Annotated in this window: 13 protein-coding genes and 1 tRNA gene; all 14 read left to right on the top strand. The window is 65.6% G+C overall.

Annotated elements, in window-relative coordinates:
- Positions 1–3: 3 nt before the first annotated feature.
- The 14 genes from tuf (at position 4) to BLR05_RS17070 (ending at position 18,623) form a co-directional block, all read left to right on the top strand.
- Positions 4–1,194 carry an elongation factor Tu gene (gene tuf / locus BLR05_RS17135; RefSeq protein ID WP_011793521.1) on the top strand — a complete coding sequence of 397 codons (1,191 nt, stop codon included), beginning with the start codon at positions 4–6 and terminating at the stop codon, positions 1,192–1,194.
- A 9-nt stretch (positions 1,195–1,203) separates the two neighbouring features.
- Positions 1,204–1,279, top strand: a tRNA-Trp gene (locus BLR05_RS17130).
- Between the two features lie 85 nt (positions 1,280–1,364).
- Complete coding sequence (secE, locus tag BLR05_RS17125; protein ID WP_092836378.1) at positions 1,365–1,751, top strand: preprotein translocase subunit SecE; 387 nt, start codon at positions 1,365–1,367, stop codon at positions 1,749–1,751.
- A 1-nt stretch (position 1,752) separates the two neighbouring features.
- The gene (gene nusG, locus BLR05_RS17120; protein WP_092836377.1) at positions 1,753–2,346 is read left to right on the top strand and encodes a transcription termination/antitermination protein NusG; all 594 of its coding nucleotides are present in this window, start codon (positions 1,753–1,755) and stop codon (positions 2,344–2,346) included.
- Between the two features lie 103 nt (positions 2,347–2,449).
- Entirely contained in the window at positions 2,450–2,881 is a 432-nt protein-coding gene (rplK, locus tag BLR05_RS17115) for a 50S ribosomal protein L11 (protein WP_013596801.1), read from the top strand.
- Entirely contained in the window at positions 2,882–3,580 is a 699-nt protein-coding gene (gene rplA / locus BLR05_RS17110; RefSeq protein WP_092836376.1) for a 50S ribosomal protein L1, read from the top strand.
- A 229-nt stretch (positions 3,581–3,809) separates the two neighbouring features.
- Positions 3,810–4,316: a 50S ribosomal protein L10 gene (rplJ, locus tag BLR05_RS17105; RefSeq protein ID WP_011797539.1), complete on the top strand. Its 507-nt coding sequence runs from the start codon at positions 3,810–3,812 to the stop codon at positions 4,314–4,316.
- 49 nt (positions 4,317–4,365) lie between these two features.
- Positions 4,366–4,746, top strand: coding sequence for a 50S ribosomal protein L7/L12 (gene rplL, locus BLR05_RS17100; protein ID WP_092836375.1), 381 nt, complete (start codon positions 4,366–4,368; stop codon positions 4,744–4,746).
- Between the two features lie 302 nt (positions 4,747–5,048).
- Positions 5,049–9,173, top strand: coding sequence for a DNA-directed RNA polymerase subunit beta (gene rpoB, locus BLR05_RS17095; protein WP_092836372.1), 4,125 nt, complete (start codon positions 5,049–5,051; stop codon positions 9,171–9,173).
- Between the two features lie 22 nt (positions 9,174–9,195).
- On the top strand, positions 9,196–13,431 hold the full coding sequence (rpoC, locus tag BLR05_RS17090) for a DNA-directed RNA polymerase subunit beta' (protein ID WP_092836370.1): 4,236 nt from the start codon (positions 9,196–9,198) through the stop codon (positions 13,429–13,431).
- A 174-nt stretch (positions 13,432–13,605) separates the two neighbouring features.
- Complete coding sequence (locus BLR05_RS17085; protein WP_092836368.1) at positions 13,606–14,202, top strand: LemA family protein; 597 nt, start codon at positions 13,606–13,608, stop codon at positions 14,200–14,202.
- Positions 14,203–14,264: 62 nt separating this feature from the next.
- The gene (gene rsmB / locus BLR05_RS17080) at positions 14,265–15,650 is read left to right on the top strand and encodes a 16S rRNA (cytosine(967)-C(5))-methyltransferase RsmB (protein ID WP_092836366.1); all 1,386 of its coding nucleotides are present in this window, start codon (positions 14,265–14,267) and stop codon (positions 15,648–15,650) included.
- Entirely contained in the window at positions 15,607–16,308 is a 702-nt protein-coding gene (locus BLR05_RS17075) for a DUF4390 domain-containing protein (RefSeq protein ID WP_244160123.1), read from the top strand. Before rsmB ends, BLR05_RS17075 begins: the two co-directional genes overlap by 44 nt.
- Positions 16,305–18,623: a sensor histidine kinase gene (locus tag BLR05_RS17070; protein ID WP_092836365.1), complete on the top strand. Its 2,319-nt coding sequence runs from the start codon at positions 16,305–16,307 to the stop codon at positions 18,621–18,623. The genes BLR05_RS17075 and BLR05_RS17070 overlap by 4 nt, the downstream gene beginning before the upstream one ends.
- Positions 18,624–18,645 lie beyond the last annotated feature (22 nt).

Genomic DNA, 18,645 nt, shown 5'->3' with positions numbered 1-18,645 from the left:
GAAATGGCAAAAGGTAAGTTCGAACGTACCAAGCCCCACGTGAACGTGGGCACGATCGGCCACGTGGACCATGGCAAGACGACGCTGACGGCAGCGATCGCCACGGTGCTGTCCGCCAAGTTCGGCGGCGAAGCCAAGAAGTACGACGAAATCGACGCAGCGCCCGAAGAAAAGGCCCGCGGCATCACCATCAACACGGCACACGTGGAGTACGAGACGGCCAACCGCCACTACGCCCACGTGGACTGCCCCGGCCACGCCGACTACGTCAAGAACATGATCACCGGTGCTGCCCAGATGGACGGCGCCATCCTGGTGTGCTCGGCCGCCGACGGCCCGATGCCCCAGACGCGCGAGCACATCCTGCTGGCCCGCCAGGTGGGCGTGCCCTACATCATCGTCTTCCTGAACAAGTGCGACATGGTGGACGACGAAGAGCTGCTCGAGCTCGTCGAAATGGAAGTGCGTGAACTCCTCGACAAGTACGACTTCCCTGGCGACGACACCCCCATCGTGCGCGGCTCGGCCAAGCTGGCCCTCGAAGGCGACAAGGGCCCCCTGGGCGAGCAAGCCATCGACAAGCTGGCCGAAGCCCTGGACACCTACATCCCCACGCCCGAGCGCGCTGTGGACGGTGCCTTCCTGATGCCCGTGGAAGACGTGTTCTCCATCTCCGGTCGCGGTACCGTGGTGACGGGCCGTGTCGAGCGCGGCATCATCAAGGTCGGCGAGGAAATCGAAATCGTCGGTATCCGCGATACGCAAAAGACCACCTGCACCGGCGTGGAAATGTTCCGCAAGCTGCTGGACCAGGGCCAGGCTGGCGACAACGTCGGCCTGCTGCTGCGCGGCACCAAGCGTGAAGACGTCGAGCGCGGCCAGGTGCTGTGCAAGCCCGGCTCCATCAAGCCCCACACCCACTTCACGGCTGAGGTGTACGTGCTGTCGAAGGACGAAGGCGGCCGCCACACGCCCTTCTTCAACAACTACCGTCCGCAGTTCTACTTCCGCACGACCGACGTGACCGGCGCCATCGAGCTGCCGGCCGACAAGGAAATGGTCATGCCCGGCGACAACGTGTCGATCACCGTCAAGCTGATCAACCCCATCGCCATGGAAGAAGGCCTGCGCTTCGCCATCCGCGAAGGCGGCCGTACGGTCGGCGCCGGCGTCGTGGCCAAGATCATTGCCTGATCAGGACATAGGGGTATAGCTCAATTGGCAGAGCGTCGGTCTCCAAAACCGAAGGTTGTAGGTTCGATTCCTACTGCCCCTGCCAGTCACCTGGCATAAAAAAAGCCCGCCAGACACCTGGCGGGCTTCGGTGTCTTGTGAAAGCGCAATTTTTGCAACCGGAATGAAGAATGGCAGCGTCTCAGCAAATTGAAACCGTAAGTACAGGCGCCGACAAGGCCAAGCTGGCCGCTGTCGTCGCGCTGCTGATTGCGGGTATTGCCGGTTTCTACCTTCTGTCCAGGCAGGGTCCCCTGGTCCAGTGGGCGATTCTGATCGTCGCGATCATCGCGGCTGCAGCCGTCTTCGCGGTGTCCGAGTCGGGCCGCCGCTTCACCGGCTTCGCCAAGGATGCCTGGAAAGAAGTCAAGAAGGTCGTGTGGCCCACCCGCAAGGAAACCTTGCAGATGACGGCCTACGTGTTTGCATTCGTTCTGGTGATGGCACTGTTCCTCTGGTTCACCGACAAGACGCTGGAATGGGTGCTCTACGATCTGATCCTGGGCTGGAGGAAATAACATGAATGACGCTGTCGATCAAAACCTCTCGCCTGCCCAGGCGCCTGCATCGTCTGCCAATCCGGATCTGCGCTGGTACATCGTGCATGCCTACTCTGGAATGGAGAAGGCGGTAGAGCGCAACATCACGGAGCGCATCAACCGGGCTGGCATGCAGGACAAGTTCGGCCGGATCCTCGTCCCGACGGAAGAGGTCGTGGAAATGAAGAACGGCCAGCGCAAGACGACCGAGCGGCGTCTTTTCCCTGGCTACGTGTTCGTCGAAATGGTCATGGACGACGACACCTGGCACCTGGTGAAGCACACTAGCAAGGTGACGGGCTTCGTGGGCGGCGCCAAGAACCGTCCTGCTCCGATCTCGGAAGACGAGGTCCAGAAGATCGTCAACCAGATCCAGGAGGGCACCGAGAAGCCCCGCCACAAGATCGAATTCATGGTGGGCGAACTGGTGCGGGTCAAGGAAGGTCCGTTCGCGGACTTCAACGGCTCGGTCGAGGAAGTCAATTACGAGAAGAGCCGCGTGCGCGTCTCCGTGATGATCTTTGGCCGCTCCACCCCGGTGGAGCTGGAGTTCGGACAGGTCGAGAAGACCTGACGGCTCACTGATTGCATGCGCTTTTTGACTCGGCGCACCTAAATGGAGTCAACCAACCCCGGGGAGCCTTCCATGAAGGCGTTATCACCCGCAAGGAGTCGCTATGGCGAAGAAAATCGTCGGCTTTATCAAGCTGCAAGTGCCGGCAGGAAAGGCGAACCCCTCTCCTCCGATCGGTCCCGCGCTGGGTCAGCGTGGCCTGAACATCATGGAGTTCTGCAAGGCGTTCAACGCCCAGACCCAAGGCGTCGAGCCGGGTCTGCCGTTGCCCGTGGTCATCACGGCTTTCGCGGACAAGAGCTTCACCTTCATCATCAAGACGCCTCCGGCGACGACCCTGATCAAGAAGGCGATCAAGCTGGAAAAGGGCTCCGCGAACGCCCTGAGCACGAAGGTCGGCAAGATCACCCGCGCACAGCTGGAAGAGATCGCCAAGACCAAGCTGAAGGACATGAACGCTGCCAACGTGGACGCTGCCGTCCGTACGCTGGCTGGCTCCGCCCGTTCCATGGGCGTTACGGTGGAGGGCCTGTAAATGGCTAAGCTGACCAAGAAGCAAAAGGCCCTGCAAGGCAAGGTCGACAGCACGAAGCTGTACGCATTCGCCGATGCCGTGGTGCTGGTGAAGGAAGCCGCAACCGCCAAGTTCGATGAATCCATCGACGTGGCCGTTCAGCTGGGCATCGATGCCAAGAAGTCGGACCAGGTGGTGCGTGGTGCCGTCGTGCTGCCGAACGGCACCGGCAAGACGACCCGTGTGGCCGTGTTCGCCCAGGGCGCCAAGGCTGAGGAAGCCAAGGCTGCTGGCGCGGACATCGTGGGCATGGACGATCTGGCTGCACAGGTGAAGGCCGGTGACATGCCGTTCGACGTGGTGATCGCTGCTCCCGATGCCATGCGCGTCGTGGGTACGCTGGGCCAGATCCTGGGCCCGCGCGGCCTGATGCCGAACCCCAAGGTGGGTACGGTGACGCCCGACGTCGCCACGGCCGTGAAGAACGCCAAGGCCGGCCAGGTGCAGTTCCGTGTCGACAAGGCCGGGATCATCCACAGCACGATCGGCCGCCGTTCTTTCGACAACGAGAAGCTCCAGGGCAACCTGGTGGCGCTGATCGAGGCGTTGAACAAGGCCAAGCCGGCTACCAGCAAGGGTCAGTACCTGCGCAAGGTGGCTGTGTCCTCGACGATGGGCGTTGGCGTCCGCGTCGATACCCAATCCATCTCGGCGGCCTGACGCCAACACGAGATCTTGAGGTGCCGCAAGGCGCCTCGGTGGTGGGCCGGCGCAGCGATGCGCCGGGCCATCCAAGACCGCTGGTGTGCAGCCCCGGCTGCATTTAAATCCACGGAGCCAGCGCAGATGGCGATCCCGCTGCAGATGGAATTAGATTCCGAAACAGTTGGTCGCTGCAACAAGAGCGCGCACGAGGGATTCCCCGAGTGTGCATATGAAGGAGTAGACCTTGAGTCTTAATCGCAGTGAGAAAGAAGCGGTCATCAATGAAGTGACCAGCCTCGCCGCAAAAGCTCAAACGCTCGTGATCGCGGAATACCGTGGCATCACGGTGGCCGACATGACGAAACTGCGCGTTGACGCCCGCAGCAAGGGTGTGAGCCTGAGTGTTCTGAAGAACACTCTGGCCCGCCGTGCTGTGGCTGGCAGCCAGTTCGACGTGGTGGCCGACCAGATGACCGGTCCTCTGATCTATGGCTTCTCCGAAGACGCTGTGGCCGCCGCCAAGGTGGTGGCCGATTTCGCGAAGACCAACGACAAGTTGGTGATTCGCGGCGGCGCCTTCGCAGGCAAGGCCCTGGACGTGAACGGCGTGAAGCAACTGGCCAACATCCCTTCCAAGGAAGTGCTGCTGGCCCAGCTGTGTGGCTTGCTGATGTCGCCGATCTCCCGCACCGCCGTGGTGCTGGGTGCTTTGGCTGCAAAGAAAGGCGAAGGCGAAGCAGCAGCCGCTTGAGGCTTTGCTGCAGTCGTCCCCTCTTTAAACCAATTGTTAGGAAAAAATTATGGCATTCGATAAAGACGCATTCTTGACCGCCCTGGACAGCATGTCCGTGATGGAACTCAATGACCTGGTGAAGGCCATTGAAGAGAAGTTCGGCGTGAGCGCTGCCGCCATGGCCGCTCCCGCTGCTGCTGGCGGCGCTGCAGCCGGTGGCGCTGCTGCCGAAGAGAAGACCGAGTTCAACGTCGTGCTGACCGAAGCCGGCGCCAACAAGGTGTCCGTCATCAAGGCTGTGCGCGAAATCACCGGCCTGGGCCTCAAGGAAGCCAAGGACCTGGTGGACGGCGCTCCCAAGAACGTCAAGGAAGGCATCGCCAAGGCCGACGCCGAAGCCGCTGTCAAGAAGCTGGTGGAAGCCGGCGCCAAGGCTGAACTCAAGTAATTCGGCTGCTTTGGCAAGGCTGGAGGCTCCCAAAGGGCCTCCAGCCTTTCCGCGCTTCTGAGAAGCGCATGTGCGCAGAGTGCACCAGAAAGCAGGGAGCGGCCGCCCGCCGCGGCATTCCCTCCCTGCTTTCTAGTGTCTTCTGACAACCCGACAACAGAAGACGCCTTGGTTCGGGCGATGTGCAACGCATCGCCGTCCGCCATGGTTGGTAGTGGCCAACCGCCAAGCCCGCAAGGCCGCGCTCCTTGTGGGGCAGTAGTCGTCGAAGACCCCAATCCATGTCTTTGCCCGGAGATCTCATGGCCCCAACATCCACGTACAGCTATACCGAACGCAAGCGCATTCGCAAGAGTTTCGGTAGCCGCGACAGCGTGCTCAAAGTGCCGTACCTGCTGCAGATGCAGAAGGACGCGTACACCGCTTTCCTCCAAGCGGACATGGCACCGCAGAAACGCACCAACGAAGGCCTGCAGGCCGCATTCAACGCAGCGTTCCCGATCGTCTCGCACAACGGTTTCGTCGAGATGAAGTTCGTGGAATACAACCTGGCCAAGCCGGCGTTCGACGTGCGCGAGTGCCAGACCCGCGGCCTGACGTTCGCCTCGGCCGTGCGCGCCAAGGTGCAGCTCATCATCTACGACCGCGAGTCCTCGACGTCGCAGTCCAAGGTGGTGAAGGAAGTGAAGGAGCAGGAGGTCTACATGGGCGAGGTGCCCCTGATGACCGACAAGGGCTCGTTCATCATCAATGGCACCGAGCGCGTGATCGTGTCCCAGCTGCACCGTTCGCCCGGCGTGTTCTTCGAGCACGACAAGGGCAAGACGCACAGTTCCGGCAAGCTGCTGTTTTCCGCACGCATCATTCCCTACCGCGGCTCCTGGCTGGACTTCGAGTTCGACCCGAAGGACATCCTGTACTTCCGCGTGGACCGTCGCCGCAAGATGCCGGTCACGATCCTGCTGAAGGCCATCGGCCTGAACCCGGAATCGATCCTGGCGAACTTCTTCGTCAACGACAACTTCCGCCTGATGGACAGCGGCGCGCAGATGGAGTTCGTGGCCGATCGCCTGAAGGGCGAAGTGGCGCGCTTCGACATCACCGACAAGTCCGGCAAGGTCGTCGTGGCCAAGGACAAGCGGATCACCGCCCGCCACACCCGTGAGCTGGAGCAGTCCGGCACGACCCACATCAGCGTGCCGGAAGACTTCCTGATCGGCCGCGTGGTCGCGCGCAACATCGTGGACGGCGATACCGGCGAGATCGTGGCCAAGGCCAACGAGGAACTCACCGAAGCGCTGCTGAAGAAGCTGCGTTCGGCCGGCGTGCAGGACCTGCAGGTCATCTACACGAACGAGCTGGACCAGGGCGCGTACATCTCGCAGACGCTGCGCATCGACGAGACGGTGGACGAGTTCGCCGCCCGCGTGGCGATCTACCGCATGATGCGCCCCGGCGAGCCGCCGACGGAAGACGCCGTGCAGGCCCTGTTCCAGCGCCTGTTCTACAACCCGGACACGTACGATCTGTCGCGCGTGGGCCGCATGAAGTTCAACGCCAAGATCGGCCGCGACGAATCCACCGGCCCGATGGTGCTGTCCAACGACGACATCCTGGCCGTGGTGAAGATCCTGGTGGACCTGCGCAACGGCAAGGGCGAAGTCGATGACATCGACCACCTGGGCAACCGCCGCGTGCGTTGCGTGGGCGAGCTGGCCGAGAACCAGTACCGCACGGGCCTGGCGCGTATCGAGAAGGCCGTGAAAGAACGTCTGGGCCAGGCGGAGCAAGAGCCGCTGATGCCGCACGACCTGATCAACAGCAAGCCGATCTCCGCCGCCCTGAAGGAGTTCTTCGGTGCGTCGCAGCTGTCGCAGTTCATGGACCAGACCAACCCGCTGGCGGAAATCACGCACAAGCGCCGCGTCTCGGCCCTGGGCCCGGGCGGTCTGACGCGCGAACGCGCCGGCTTCGAAGTGCGCGACGTGCACGTCACGCACTATGGCCGCGTCTGCCCTATCGAAACGCCTGAAGGCCCGAACATCGGTCTGATCAACTCGCTGGCCCTGTACGCCCGCCTGAACGAGTACGGCTTCATCGAGACGCCGTACCGCCGCGTGGTGGACGGCAAGGTGACCGACCAGATCGATTACCTGTCGGCCATCGAGGAAGGCAAGTACGTCATCGCCCAGGCCAACGCCACGCTGGATGCCGAAGGCCGCCTGACCGGCGACCTGGTGTCGGCCCGCGAGAAGGGTGAATCCACGCTGCTGTCCGCCGAGCGTGTGCAGTACATGGACGTGTCGCCCGCGCAGATCGTGTCGGTGGCCGCATCGCTGGTGCCCTTCCTGGAGCACGATGATGCGAACCGCGCACTGATGGGCGCCAACATGTCGCGCCAGGCCGTGCCCGTGCTGCGTCCGGAAAAGCCCATGGTGGGCACCGGCATCGAGCGCGTGGCGGCCGTGGACTCCGGCACGGTGGTGACGGCCAGCCGCGGCGGTATCGTGGACTACGTGGATGCTACCCGCATCGTGGTGCGCGTGAACGACGACGAAGCCGTGGCCGGCGAAGTCGGCGTGGACATCTACAACCTGATCAAGTACCAGCGTTCCAACCAGAACACGAACATCCACCAGCGTCCCATCGTGAAGAAGGGCGACGTGCTGGCCAAGGGTGACGTGATCGCCGACGGTGCCTCCACCGACCTGGGCGAGATTGCCATCGGCCAGAACATGCTGATCGCGTTCATGCCCTGGAACGGCTACAACTTCGAAGATTCGATCCTGATCTCCGAACGCGTAGTGGCCGAAGACCGCTACACCTCGATCCACATCGAGGAGCTGGTGGTGATGGCCCGCGACACGAAGCTGGGCGCCGAGGAAATCACGCGCGACATCCCGAACCTGTCGGAACAGCAGCTGAACCGCCTGGACGAGTCCGGCATCATCTACGTGGGTGCCGAAGTGCAGCCCGGCGATACGCTGGTGGGCAAGGTCACGCCGAAGGGCGAGACCACGCTGACGCCGGAAGAGAAGCTGCTGCGCGCCATCTTCGGCGAGAAGGCTTCCGATGTGAAGGACACCTCGCTGCGCGTGGACCAGGGCTCCTCGGGCACCGTGATCGACGTGCAGGTGTTCACGCGTGAAGGCATCCAGCGCGACAAGCGCGCCCAGCAGATCATCGACGATGAACTCAAGCGCTTCCGCCTGGACCTGAACGACCAGCTGCGCATCGTGGAGGCCGACGCATTCGACCGTATCGAGAAGCTGCTGAACGGCCGCGTGGCCAACGGCGGCCCGCAGAAGCTGGCCAAGGGCACGAAGATCGACAAGGCCTACCTGGCTTCCGTCGAGAAGTTCCACTGGTTCGACATCCGCCCGGCGGAAGACGAGGTGGCGACGCAGCTCGAGTCCATCAAGAACGCCCTGGAGCAGACGCGCCACAGCTTCGACCTGGCTTTCGAAGAGAAGCGCAAGAAGCTCACGCAAGGCGACGAGCTGCCGGCCGGCGTGCTGAAGATGGTGAAGGTGTACTTGGCCGTCAAGCGCCGCCTGCAGCCTGGCGACAAGATGGCCGGCCGTCACGGAAACAAGGGCGTGGTGTCCAAGATCGTTCCGGTCGAAGACATGCCCTACATGGCCGACGGCACGCCTGCCGACATCGTGCTGAACCCGCTGGGCGTGCCTTCGCGGATGAACATCGGGCAGGTGCTGGAAGTCCACCTGGGCTGGGCCGGCAAGGGCATCGGCCAGCGCATCGGTGACATGCTGCGCGACCAGGCCAAGGCAGCCGAGATGCGCAAATTCCTCGAAGAGGTCTACAACTCGCGCGGCCGCAAGGAAGACCTGTCGATGCTGAGCGACGACGAGGTGATGGCCATGGCCGGCAACCTGACCAACGGCGTCCCGTATGCGACGCCGGTGTTCGACGGCGCGTCGGAAGCCGAGATCAAGGCCATGCTGAAGCTGGCCTATCCAGACGACATCAAGGAGCGCAAGGGCCTGACCGACAGCCGCACGCAGGCCTACCTGTACGACGGCCGTACGGGCGAGCAGTTCGAGCGTCCCACGACGATCGGCTACATGCACTACCTGAAGCTGCACCATCTGGTGGACGACAAGATGCACGCCCGTTCCACCGGCCCGTACTCGCTCGTGACGCAGCAGCCGCTGGGCGGCAAGGCCCAGTTCGGCGGCCAGCGTTTCGGGGAAATGGAAGTGTGGGCGCTGGAAGCGTACGGTGCCTCGTACGTGCTGCAGGAAATGCTCACCGTGAAGTCCGACGACGTGCAGGGCCGTACCAAGGTGTACGAGTCCATCGTCAAGGGCGAACATGCGATCGAGGCAGGCATGCCCGAGTCGTTCAATGTGCTGGTCAAGGAAATCCGTTCCCTGGGCCTGGACATCGAACTGGAACGTTCTTAAGAAGTACTAGGAGATAGGGTTTATGAAGTCTCTACTCGACCTGTTCAAGCAATTCACGCCGGACGAGCATTTCGATGCCATCCGCATCGGCATGGCGTCGCCGGAGAAGATCCGTTCCTGGTCCTTCGGCGAGGTGAAGAAGCCCGAGACGATCAACTACCGCACGTTCAAGCCCGAGCGCGATGGCCTGTTCTGCGCCAAGATCTTCGGCCCGATCAAGGACTACGAGTGCCTGTGCGGCAAGTACAAGCGCCTGAAGCACCGCGGCGTGATCTGCGAGAAGTGCGGCGTGGAAGTGACGCAGACCAAGGTGCGCCGCGAGCGCATGGGCCACATCGACCTGGCCGCGCCCTGCGCGCACATCTGGTTCCTGAAGTCGCTGCCTTCGCGCCTGGGCCTGGTGCTCGACATGACGCTGCGCGACATCGAGCGCGTGCTGTATTTCGAAGCCTACGTGGTGACCGACCCCGGCATGACCCCGCTGAAGAAGTTCGGCATCATGTCCGAGGACGACCATGACGCGAAGCGCAAGGAATACGGCGACGAGTTCATCGCCAAGATGGGCGCGGAAGGCATCAAGGACCTGCTCGAAGGCATCGACATCGATCTGGAGATCGAGAAGCTGCGCGGCGACCTGACCGGCTCCGAAGTCAAGGTGAAGAAGAACGCCAAGCGCCTGAAAGTGCTGGAGGCGTTCAAGAAGTCGGGCATCAAGCCCGAGTGGATGGTGCTGGACGTGCTGCCCGTGCTGCCGCCGGACCTGCGTCCGCTGGTTCCGCTGGACAGCGGCCGCTTCGCGACCTCCGACCTGAACGATCTGTACCGCCGCGTCATCAACCGCAACTCGCGCCTGCGCCGCCTGCTGGAGCTGAAGGCTCCGGAGATCATTGCGCGCAACGAGAAGCGGATGCTGCAGGAAGCCGTCGATTCGCTGCTGGACAACGGCCGCCGCGGCAAGGCGATGACGGGCGCCAACAAGCGCGCGCTGAAGTCGCTGGCCGACATGATCAAGGGCAAGTCCGGCCGGTTCCGCCAGAACCTGCTGGGCAAGCGGGTGGACTACTCCGGCCGTTCCGTGATCACCGTGGGCCCGACGCTCAAGCTGCACCAGTGCGGCCTGCCGAAGCTGATGGCTCTGGAGCTGTTCAAGCCCTTCATCTTCTCGCGCCTCGAGCAGATGGGCATTGCCACGACCATCAAGGCCGCGAAGAAGGAAGTCGAATCCGGCACGCCGGTGGTCTGGGACATCCTGGAAGAGGTCATCAAGGAGCACCCGGTCATGCTGAACCGTGCTCCGACGCTGCACCGCCTGGGCATCCAGGCCTTCGAGCCGATCCTGATCGAAGGCAAGGCCATCCAACTGCACCCGCTCGTCTGCGCGGCTTTCAACGCCGACTTCGACGGTGACCAGATGGCCGTCCACGTGCCGCTGTCGGTGGAAGCGCAGATGGAAGCCCGCACGCTGATGCTGGCCTCCAACAATGTGCTGTTCCCCGCTTCGGGCGAGCCCTCCATCGTGCCTTCGCAGGACGTGGTGCTGGGCCTCTACCACGCCACCCGCGACAAGATCAACGGCAAGGGCGAGGGCCTGATCTTCTCCGACACGGGCGAAGTCCAGCGCGCGCTGGATGCCGGCCAGGCGGAGCTGCATGCCCGCATCAGCGTGCGCCTGACCGAATGGACCAAGGACAAGGCCACCGGCGAGTTCGTGCCTTCGACCTCGCTGGTCGACACGACCGTCGGCCGTGCACTGCTGTCGGAGATCCTTCCCAAGGGCCTGCCCTTCAGCAACATCAACAAGTCGCTGAAGAAGAAGGAAATCTCCAAGCTCATCAACGTGAGCTTCCGCAAGTGCGGCCTGAAGGAGACCGTGGTGTTCGCGGACAAGCTGCTGCAGAACGGCTTCCGCCTGGCCACGCGCGCCGGCTTCTCTGTGGCGATCGACGACATGCTCGTGCCGCCGCAGAAGGCCGACATCCTGGCACGCGCCGAATCCGAAGTGAAGGAGATCGAGCAGCAGTACGTCTCCGGTCTGGTGACCGCCGGCGAGCGCTACAACAAGGTGGTGGACATCTGGGGCAAGGCCGGCGACGACGTGTCCAAGGTGATGATGGACCAGCTCAAGGTCGAGAAGACCACCGACCGCCACGGCAAGGAAGTGAACCAGGAGTCCTTCAATGCCATCTACATGATGGCCGACTCGGGCGCCCGGGGTTCCGCCGCGCAGATCCGCCAGCTGGCCGGCATGCGCGGCCTGATGGCCAAGCCCGACGGCTCCATCATCGAGACCCCCATCACGGCGAACTTCCGTGAAGGCCTGAACGTGCTGCAGTACTTCATCTCCACCCACGGCGCCCGGAAGGGCCTGGCGGATACGGCGCTGAAGACCGCGAACTCCGGCTACCTCACCCGCCGCCTGGTGGACGTGACGCAGGATCTCGTGGTGACCGAAGAGGACTGCGGCACGAGCAACGGTTCGGTGATGCGGGCCATCGTCGAAGGCGGTGAAGTGATCGAGTCGCTGCGCGACCGCGTGCTCGGCCGCTCCACGGCCGAAGAGGTGCTGCACCCCGAAACCCGTGCCGTGCTGGTGCCGGCCGGCCAGATGCTGGACGAGGACACCCTCGAAGAGCTGGAAGCCGCCGGCGTGGACGAGGTGAAGGTGCGCACCGCGCTGACCTGCGAGACGCGCTACGGCCTCTGTGCCAAGTGCTATGGCCGCGATCTGGGCCGTGGCGGCCTGATCAACCTCGGCGAAGCCGTGGGTGTGATCGCTGCCCAGTCCATCGGCGAACCCGGCACGCAGCTGACGATGCGTACGTTCCACATCGGTGGTGCCGCTTCGCGTGCCGCCATCGCCTCGAGCGTGGAAGCCAAGTCCAACGGCGTGATCGGCTTCAATGCCACGATGCGCTACGTGACCAACAGCAAGGGCGAGCTGGTCGTCATCGCGCGGTCGGGTGAAGTCATCATCCAGGACGAGCATGGCCGCGAGCGCGAGCGCCACAAGGTGCCGTACGGCGCGACGCTGACGGTGAAGGCCGACCAGCAGGTCAAGGCCGGCACGATCCTGGCCAACTGGGATCCGCTGACGCGACCGATCATCACGGAATTCGCCGGCCAGGTGAAGTTCGAGAACATCGAGGAAGGCCTCACCGTCGCCAAGCAGGTGGACGACGTGACCGGCCTGTCCACGCTGGTCGTGATCGATCCGAAGCGCCGCGGCTCCGCCAAGGTGGTGCGCCCGCAGGTGAAGCTCGTCGATGCGAACGGCGCCGAGGTGAAAATCCCCGGTACCGATCACTCGGTGACGATCGGCTTCCAGGTTGGCGCGCTGATCCAGGTGCGCGACGGCCAGGACGTGGGCCCCGGCGAAGTGCTGGCGCGTATTCCGGTCGAAGGCCAGAAGACCCGCGACATCACCGGGGGTCTGCCCCGCGTGGCCGAGCTGTTCGAAGCCCGCTCGCCCAAGGACAAGGGCATGCTGGCCGAGATCACCGGCACGGTGTCCTTCGGCAAGGAAACCAAGGGCAAGGTGCGCCTGCAGATCACCGATCCGGACGGCAAGGTCTGGGACGAACTGGTGCCCAAGGAAAAGAACGTGCTGGTCCACGAAGGCCAGGTGGTGAACAAGGGCGAGCTGATCGTCGACGGCCCGGCCGATCCGCAGGACATCCTGCGCCTGCTGGGCATCGAGGAGCTGTCGCGCTACATCGTCGATGAAGTGCAGGACGTGTATCGCTTGCAGGGTGTGAAGATCAACGACAAGCACATCGAGGTGATCGTTCGCCAGATGCTGCGCCGTGTCGTGGTCGAGAACCCGGGCGAGTCCGGCTACATCGCCGGCGAGCAGGTCGAGCGTTCGGAGATCCTCAACACCAACGAACAGCTGCAGTCCGAGGACAAGATCCCCGCGACCTACAGCAACGTGTTGCTGGGTATCACGAAGGCATCGCTGTCCACCGATTCGTTCATCTCGGCCGCTTCCTTCCAGGAAACGACCCGCGTGCTCACCGAGGCTGCCATCATGGGCAAGCGCGACGAGCTGCGCGGCCTGAAGGAGAACGTGATCGTGGGCCGCCTGATCCCGGCGGGTACCGGCCTGGCCTACCACCAGGCACGCAAGGCCAAGGAAGCCATGGACGACGCCGAGCGCCGCGCCATCGCCGACGCCGAGGCTGCCGAGATGGCCACGACGGCCCCCGAGGAAGCCCCGGAAGTCGAAGGCTCCGGCGTGGAAAGCGGCTCGGCCGAGTAACCCACGGCCGCGCCTGCAAGCCGAACGGCCTGCCGCAACGCTCCCGCTCTGCCGCCCTTGGCAGGCCGGGAGCGTTTTTTCAGGCGCGGCGGCGGTTGCTGGCGGGCCGTGCCCTTTTTCTTTTTTTGATTTCGCGCCTTCGCGGTGGTCCGCGGGGCCCTTGCCATTGCTGCGATGCTGACGACCTGGATTTTTCTGGCGGTGCTGCTGTTTTGGGCGGTGGGCGCCTACAACCGGCTGGTCCGGCTGCGCTCCGCGGCCATTCAGGCGTTCGGCGGCCTGGACGTGCATTTCGTGCGTATCACGGGCATGCTCGGCGAGTACGAGGCGGCGCAGAGCCCCGCGCTGCCCGCGCAATCGGAGGTGCGCACGGCCCTGTGGGCGGCGACCACCCAGTTCGGCGCCTGCCTGGCCGTGGCGCGCGCGCGTCCGCTCGATGCCGGGGCCGCTGCGGCGCTGGCCGCTGCCCGCGAGGTGCTGCGCACGGCCTGGGCCGCGATGGTGCGGGCGGCCCGTGAACCGCGCGAGGGCGCTGCCGGGCCCGACGGTGGCGAGGCGAGCGCGCCGGACTCGTCGCTGACGACCGTGGCGGTCCCGGGCGAGGACGCCCTGGCGCTCTGGGAAACACGGTGGCAGGAGCTCTGGGCCCATGCGGCCCTGGCGACCGGGCAGTTCAATGATGCCGTGGCTTCCTACAACGGCGCCATCCGGCAATTTCCCGCCCGGCTGCTGGCCTGGCTTTTCGGCTTCCATGCCGCGCAGGCGTTCTGACGGCGGCTGCGGCGTTCCTGATTTTTTCCTTTCTTCGTTCGCCCTTTCGCGGCCCTCCATCCATGCCAGCCTCCCCCGCGCATCCTTCCACTTCCCGCCCGGATTCGCCCGCAGGGGCCATTCCCCTGTGGCGGCAGCTCGACGCGGTCGTGGATGCCGTGATGGCGGTGCGCGGCGGCCAGTCGGGGACCGCGGCCCTGGCGGCAGTGGATCCGGTGCTGCGCGCCGGGGTGCAGGCGCTGTTCTTCGCGGTGCTGCGCCAGCTGGGCCGAGCGGAGGCGCTGCGGGCGCAGCTGGCCCCGCGGCGGCCCAAGCCGCGCGTGGATGCGCTGCTGTGTTCCACCCTGGCCCTGGGCTGGCAGGCGGGTGCCGCTCCCTATGAGCCGTTCACGCTCGTGAACCAGGCGGTGGAGGCGGCCAAGCGCCATGCCGCAACGCGCGGGCAGGCGGCTTTCGTGAATGCCTGTCTGCGGCGCTTCCTGCGCGAGCGGGATGCGCTGGTGGCTGCCACAGATACGGATCCCGTCGCCCGGTGGAACCACCCCGCGTGGTGGATCGAGCGCCTGCGGAAGGACCATCCCGGCCATTGGGAGCAGATCCTGCGCGCCAACAACGCGCAGGCCCCGATGGCGCTGCGCATCCACCGTGGCAAGGTGGACATGGCCGGCTACCTGGCTGCGCTGGAAGCGGTGGGCATGAAGGCCTGGCCGGTGACCGACACCGGGCTGGTCCTGGAGGCTCCGCAGCCCGTGCAGCGGCTTCCCGGGTTCGCCGACGGCTGGGTTTCGGTGCAGGATCTCGCGGCCCAGCAGGCCGCCCCCCTGCTGCTGTCCGGCCTGGACCTGGGGCTGCCGCTGAGGGTGCTGGATGCCTGCGCGGCGCCGGGCGGCAAGACCGCACACCTGCTCGAATATGCCGGTGCCGGGTCGCCGGTCCAGGTGACCGCGCTGGAGATCGACCCGCTGCGCAGTGCGCGCATCGGCGAAACGCTCCAGCGGCTGGGCCTGCAGGCGCAGGTGCTGGTGGCCGACGCCGGGCGCCCGGAGGACTGGTGGCAGCAGGCCTGCGGCGGAGAACCCTTCGACGCCATCCTGCTGGACGCACCCTGCACGGCGTCGGGCATCGTGCGACGCCATCCGGACGTGCGCTGGCTGCGGCGCCCCGGGGACATCGCGCAGCTGGCCGCCCAGCAGGCGCGGCTGCTGTCCACGCTCTGGCCGCTGCTGCGGCCGGGCGGTCGCATGCTGTATTGCACCTGTTCCGTGTTCCGGGCGGAAGGCGATGACACGGTCCAGTCGTTTCTTGCGAACAACAATGATGCCCATTTGCTGCCTTCGCCCGGACATTTGCTGCCCCGGGATCCCGGCGATGGCGGCAGCGTCCGCGAGAATCCACCCCGTGAGCATGACGGTTTCTTCTACGCACTTCTGGGCCGGCAGCCCGCCTGAGGCCCTGCCGGCGCGGGGCTGGCGCGCGCGCCAGCAGTCCGCATGGGCCGCCGTACGGCGCCGCGCCTGCTGGACGCTCCTGCTGTGCCTGGGGCTGTGGCTTTCCCTGCCGGGGCCGGCTGCCGCGCAGGCCGGGAACGACAAGCTCACAGACCTGAAGCTGGAGGCCGCGGATACCGGCCTGTACCTTTCCGCCGCCCTGCATTTCGAGCTGCCGGACCTGGCGGAGGATGCGCTGCTCAAGGGCATCACCCTCTATTTCGTGGAAGAGGCCGAGGTGCTGCGGGAGCGCTGGTACTGGTCCGACAAGACCGTCGCGCGCGCCACCCGCTACCTGCGGCTGAGCTACCAGCCCCTCACGCGCCGCTGGCGGCTCAACCAGTCCACGGTGCCGTTTCCCGCGAGCGGGCTGGGCGTGGCTCTGGGCCAGAGCTACGACGAGCTGGAGGAAGCACTGGTGGCGATGCAGCGCATCGCGCGCTGGAAGATCGCCGATATCGACGACATCGACCGCCAGGCCGCGCACCTGGTGCATCTGCGCTTCCGGCTCGACATGTCGCAGCTGCCGAGGCCGTTCCAGATCGGCGCCATGGGGCGTTCCGGATGGGATCTCGCGATTTCGCGCACCGAACGCCTGGCCATCGAGCCGCAGCCATGAGCCCGACGCCTTCCGATCCCGCATCGCCCCGGGAACCCGTGACCGTCCGCAGCGGCCGGCAGGCCCGCGCCGCGCGCTGGGCACTGGGCGTGTCCGTCGCCGTGATGAGCGCCATCGGCCTGGTGCTGCTGTTCCTGCTCACCGTCTCGACGAACAACCGGGCCATGTACGAACGCAACTACGCGTGGCTCTTCGGGCTGAACGTGCTGGTGGCGCTGCTGCTCTTCGCGGTGTTGATATGGGTGGCGGTGCGCCTGGTGGTGCGGCTGCGCAAGGGCCGCTTCGGCAGCCGGCTGCTGGTGAAGCTGGCGGGCATCTTCGGGCTGGTGGGACTGGTGCCGGGGCTGCTGATCTACGTGGTGTCCTACCAGTTCGTGTCGCGGTCCATCGAGAGCTGGTTCGACGTGAAGGTGGAGGGGGCCCTGTCCGCCGGGGTGAGCCTGGCCCGGGCCACGCTCGATACGCTGGCCAGCGACATGGCGTCGCAGGCGCGCACCGCCAGCATCCAGCTGGCACCGGTGCCGGATGCGGCCGCGGGCCTGGTGCTGGAGCGCATCCGCGACCAGCTGGGCGCGACGGACGTGGTGCTTTTCAACTCGGCGGGGCAGCCGGTGGCGAGCGCCGGGCAGTCCCGCTTCGACCTCAATCCCGAGCGGCCGGCGCCGCAGCTGCTGCGCAATGCCCGGCAGCAGCGCTCGGCCTTCCAGATCGAGGGGCTGGACGAAGCGGCCGACCCGCAGGCCGTGCAGAACGCGCGGGTCAAGACGCTGGTGATGGTGGGCACCACGACCGTAGGCCTGCTGGAGGAGCCGCGCTACCTGCAGGCCACGATGCGCCTGCCGCAGGTGGTGGTCGCCAACGCCCTGGCGGTGCAGGAGGCGAACCGCGAATACCAGGAGCGCGCGCTGGCCCGCGGCGGACTGCGGCGCATGTACATCGGCACGCTCACGCTCAGCCTGTTCCTGGCGGTGTTCGGCGCGGTGCTGCTGGCCGTGCTGCTGGGCCGGCAGCTGGCGAGGCCGCTGCTGGTGCTCGCTGAAGGTGTGCGCGAGGTGGCCTCGGGCAACCTGAGCCCCAAGGCAGTGCTGCAGACGGGCGACGAGCTGGGCGGGCTGACGCGCTCCTTCGCGGTCATGACGCAGCAGCTGGCCGACGCGCGCTCCGCGGTGGAGCACAGCATGGGCGAGGTCGACGCCGCGCGCGCGCGCCTGCAGACCATTCTGGACAACCTGACGGCCGGCGTGATCGTGCTGGACGCGCAGGGCCGCATCCAGTCCACGAACCCGGGCGCGACCCGCATCCTGCGTGCGCCCATGGCAGCGTTCGAGGGCCGGCCGCTGGCGGAGGTGCCGGGGCTGGCGGCCTTTGCGGCGGCCGTGCAGGCGCATTTCGACGCCTTCCTGGGCGACCGCGAGCAGCAGCACGGACTGGACCACTGGCAGCACCCGTTCGACCTGCACGTGGGCGGAGGGGACCCCGCCCATGCGGGGCCGGCCGGCAACGGGACGAGCCTGGTGGCGCGGGGCGCGGAGCTGCCCGACGCGCTGCGGCTGCTGGTGTTCGACGACATCTCGGAAATCGTCTCGGCCCAGCGCGCCCAGGCGTGGGGCGAGGTCGCGCGCCGGCTGGCGCACGAGATCAAGAACCCGCTCACGCCGATCCAGCTGTCGGCCGAGCGGCTGGAGATGAAGCTGACCGGCAAGCTGGGCGCCCCGGAAGAGGCGGTGCTGGCCAAGTCGGTCAAGACCATCGTCGACCAGGTGGATGCGATGAAGCGCCTGGTCAACGAGTTCCGCGACTATGCGCGGCTGCCCGCGGCCGAACTGCAGCGCCTGGACCTGAACGGGCTGGTGGGCGACATCCTGCACCTGTATGGCGCGGAAACCGCCACGGTGCCGGTGGAAGCCGAACTCGACCCGCGCTGCCCGGCGATCGCCGGCGACGCCCAGCAACTGCGGCAGGTGATCCACAACCTGCTGCAGAACGCACAGGATGCGAGCGAGCAGCGCGCGCGCGAGCAGGGCGTGGCGCCCGCCCCGGTGCGCATCGCCACGCGCTGGAGCGAGACCTCGCGCCGGGTACGCCTGACGGTGAGCGACGCGGGCACGGGTTTTCCGGCACACATCCTGCAAAGGGCCTTCGAGCCCTATGTCACCACCAAGCCCCGCGGCACCGGCCTGGGCCTGGCGGTGGTGAAGAAAATCGCCGACGAACATGGGGCGCGCATCGATCTTTCCAATCGCGTGGAGGACGGCGTGATCCGGGGGGCACAAGTGTCGCTATCATTCGCGCCTGAACACCCCGTGGTTTATTAACAACACGTTACACGCAGCCCCG

The organism is Paracidovorax cattleyae, from assembly GCF_900104515.1.
Taxonomy (GTDB): domain Bacteria; phylum Pseudomonadota; class Gammaproteobacteria; order Burkholderiales; family Burkholderiaceae_C; genus Paracidovorax; species Paracidovorax cattleyae.
This window is presented reverse-complemented; position numbering and strand designations above follow the sequence as displayed.

Bases quoted from the DNA above. Each gene is read 5' to 3' on its own strand.
- nusG (WP_092836377.1), top strand. From the start codon at position 1,753: ATGAATGACGCTGTCGATCAAAACCTCTCGCCTGCCCAGGCGCCTGCA.
- rplK (WP_013596801.1), top strand. From the start codon at position 2,450: ATGGCGAAGAAAATCGTCGGCTTTATCAAGCTGCAAGTGCCGGCAGGA.
- BLR05_RS17070 (WP_092836365.1), top strand. From the start codon at position 16,305: ATGAGCCCGACGCCTTCCGATCCCGCATCGCCCCGGGAACCCGTGACC.
- secE (WP_092836378.1), top strand. From the start codon at position 1,365: ATGGCAGCGTCTCAGCAAATTGAAACCGTAAGTACAGGCGCCGACAAG.
- rpoB (WP_092836372.1), top strand. From the start codon at position 5,049: ATGGCCCCAACATCCACGTACAGCTATACCGAACGCAAGCGCATTCGC.
- rsmB (WP_092836366.1), top strand. From the start codon at position 14,265: ATGCCAGCCTCCCCCGCGCATCCTTCCACTTCCCGCCCGGATTCGCCC.
- tuf (WP_011793521.1), top strand. From the start codon at position 4: ATGGCAAAAGGTAAGTTCGAACGTACCAAGCCCCACGTGAACGTGGGC.
- BLR05_RS17085 (WP_092836368.1), top strand. From the start codon at position 13,606: ATGCTGACGACCTGGATTTTTCTGGCGGTGCTGCTGTTTTGGGCGGTG.
- BLR05_RS17075 (WP_244160123.1), top strand. From the start codon at position 15,607: ATGACGGTTTCTTCTACGCACTTCTGGGCCGGCAGCCCGCCTGAGGCC.
- rplL (WP_092836375.1), top strand. From the start codon at position 4,366: ATGGCATTCGATAAAGACGCATTCTTGACCGCCCTGGACAGCATGTCC.
- rplA (WP_092836376.1), top strand. From the start codon at position 2,882: ATGGCTAAGCTGACCAAGAAGCAAAAGGCCCTGCAAGGCAAGGTCGAC.
- rpoC (WP_092836370.1), top strand. From the start codon at position 9,196: ATGAAGTCTCTACTCGACCTGTTCAAGCAATTCACGCCGGACGAGCAT.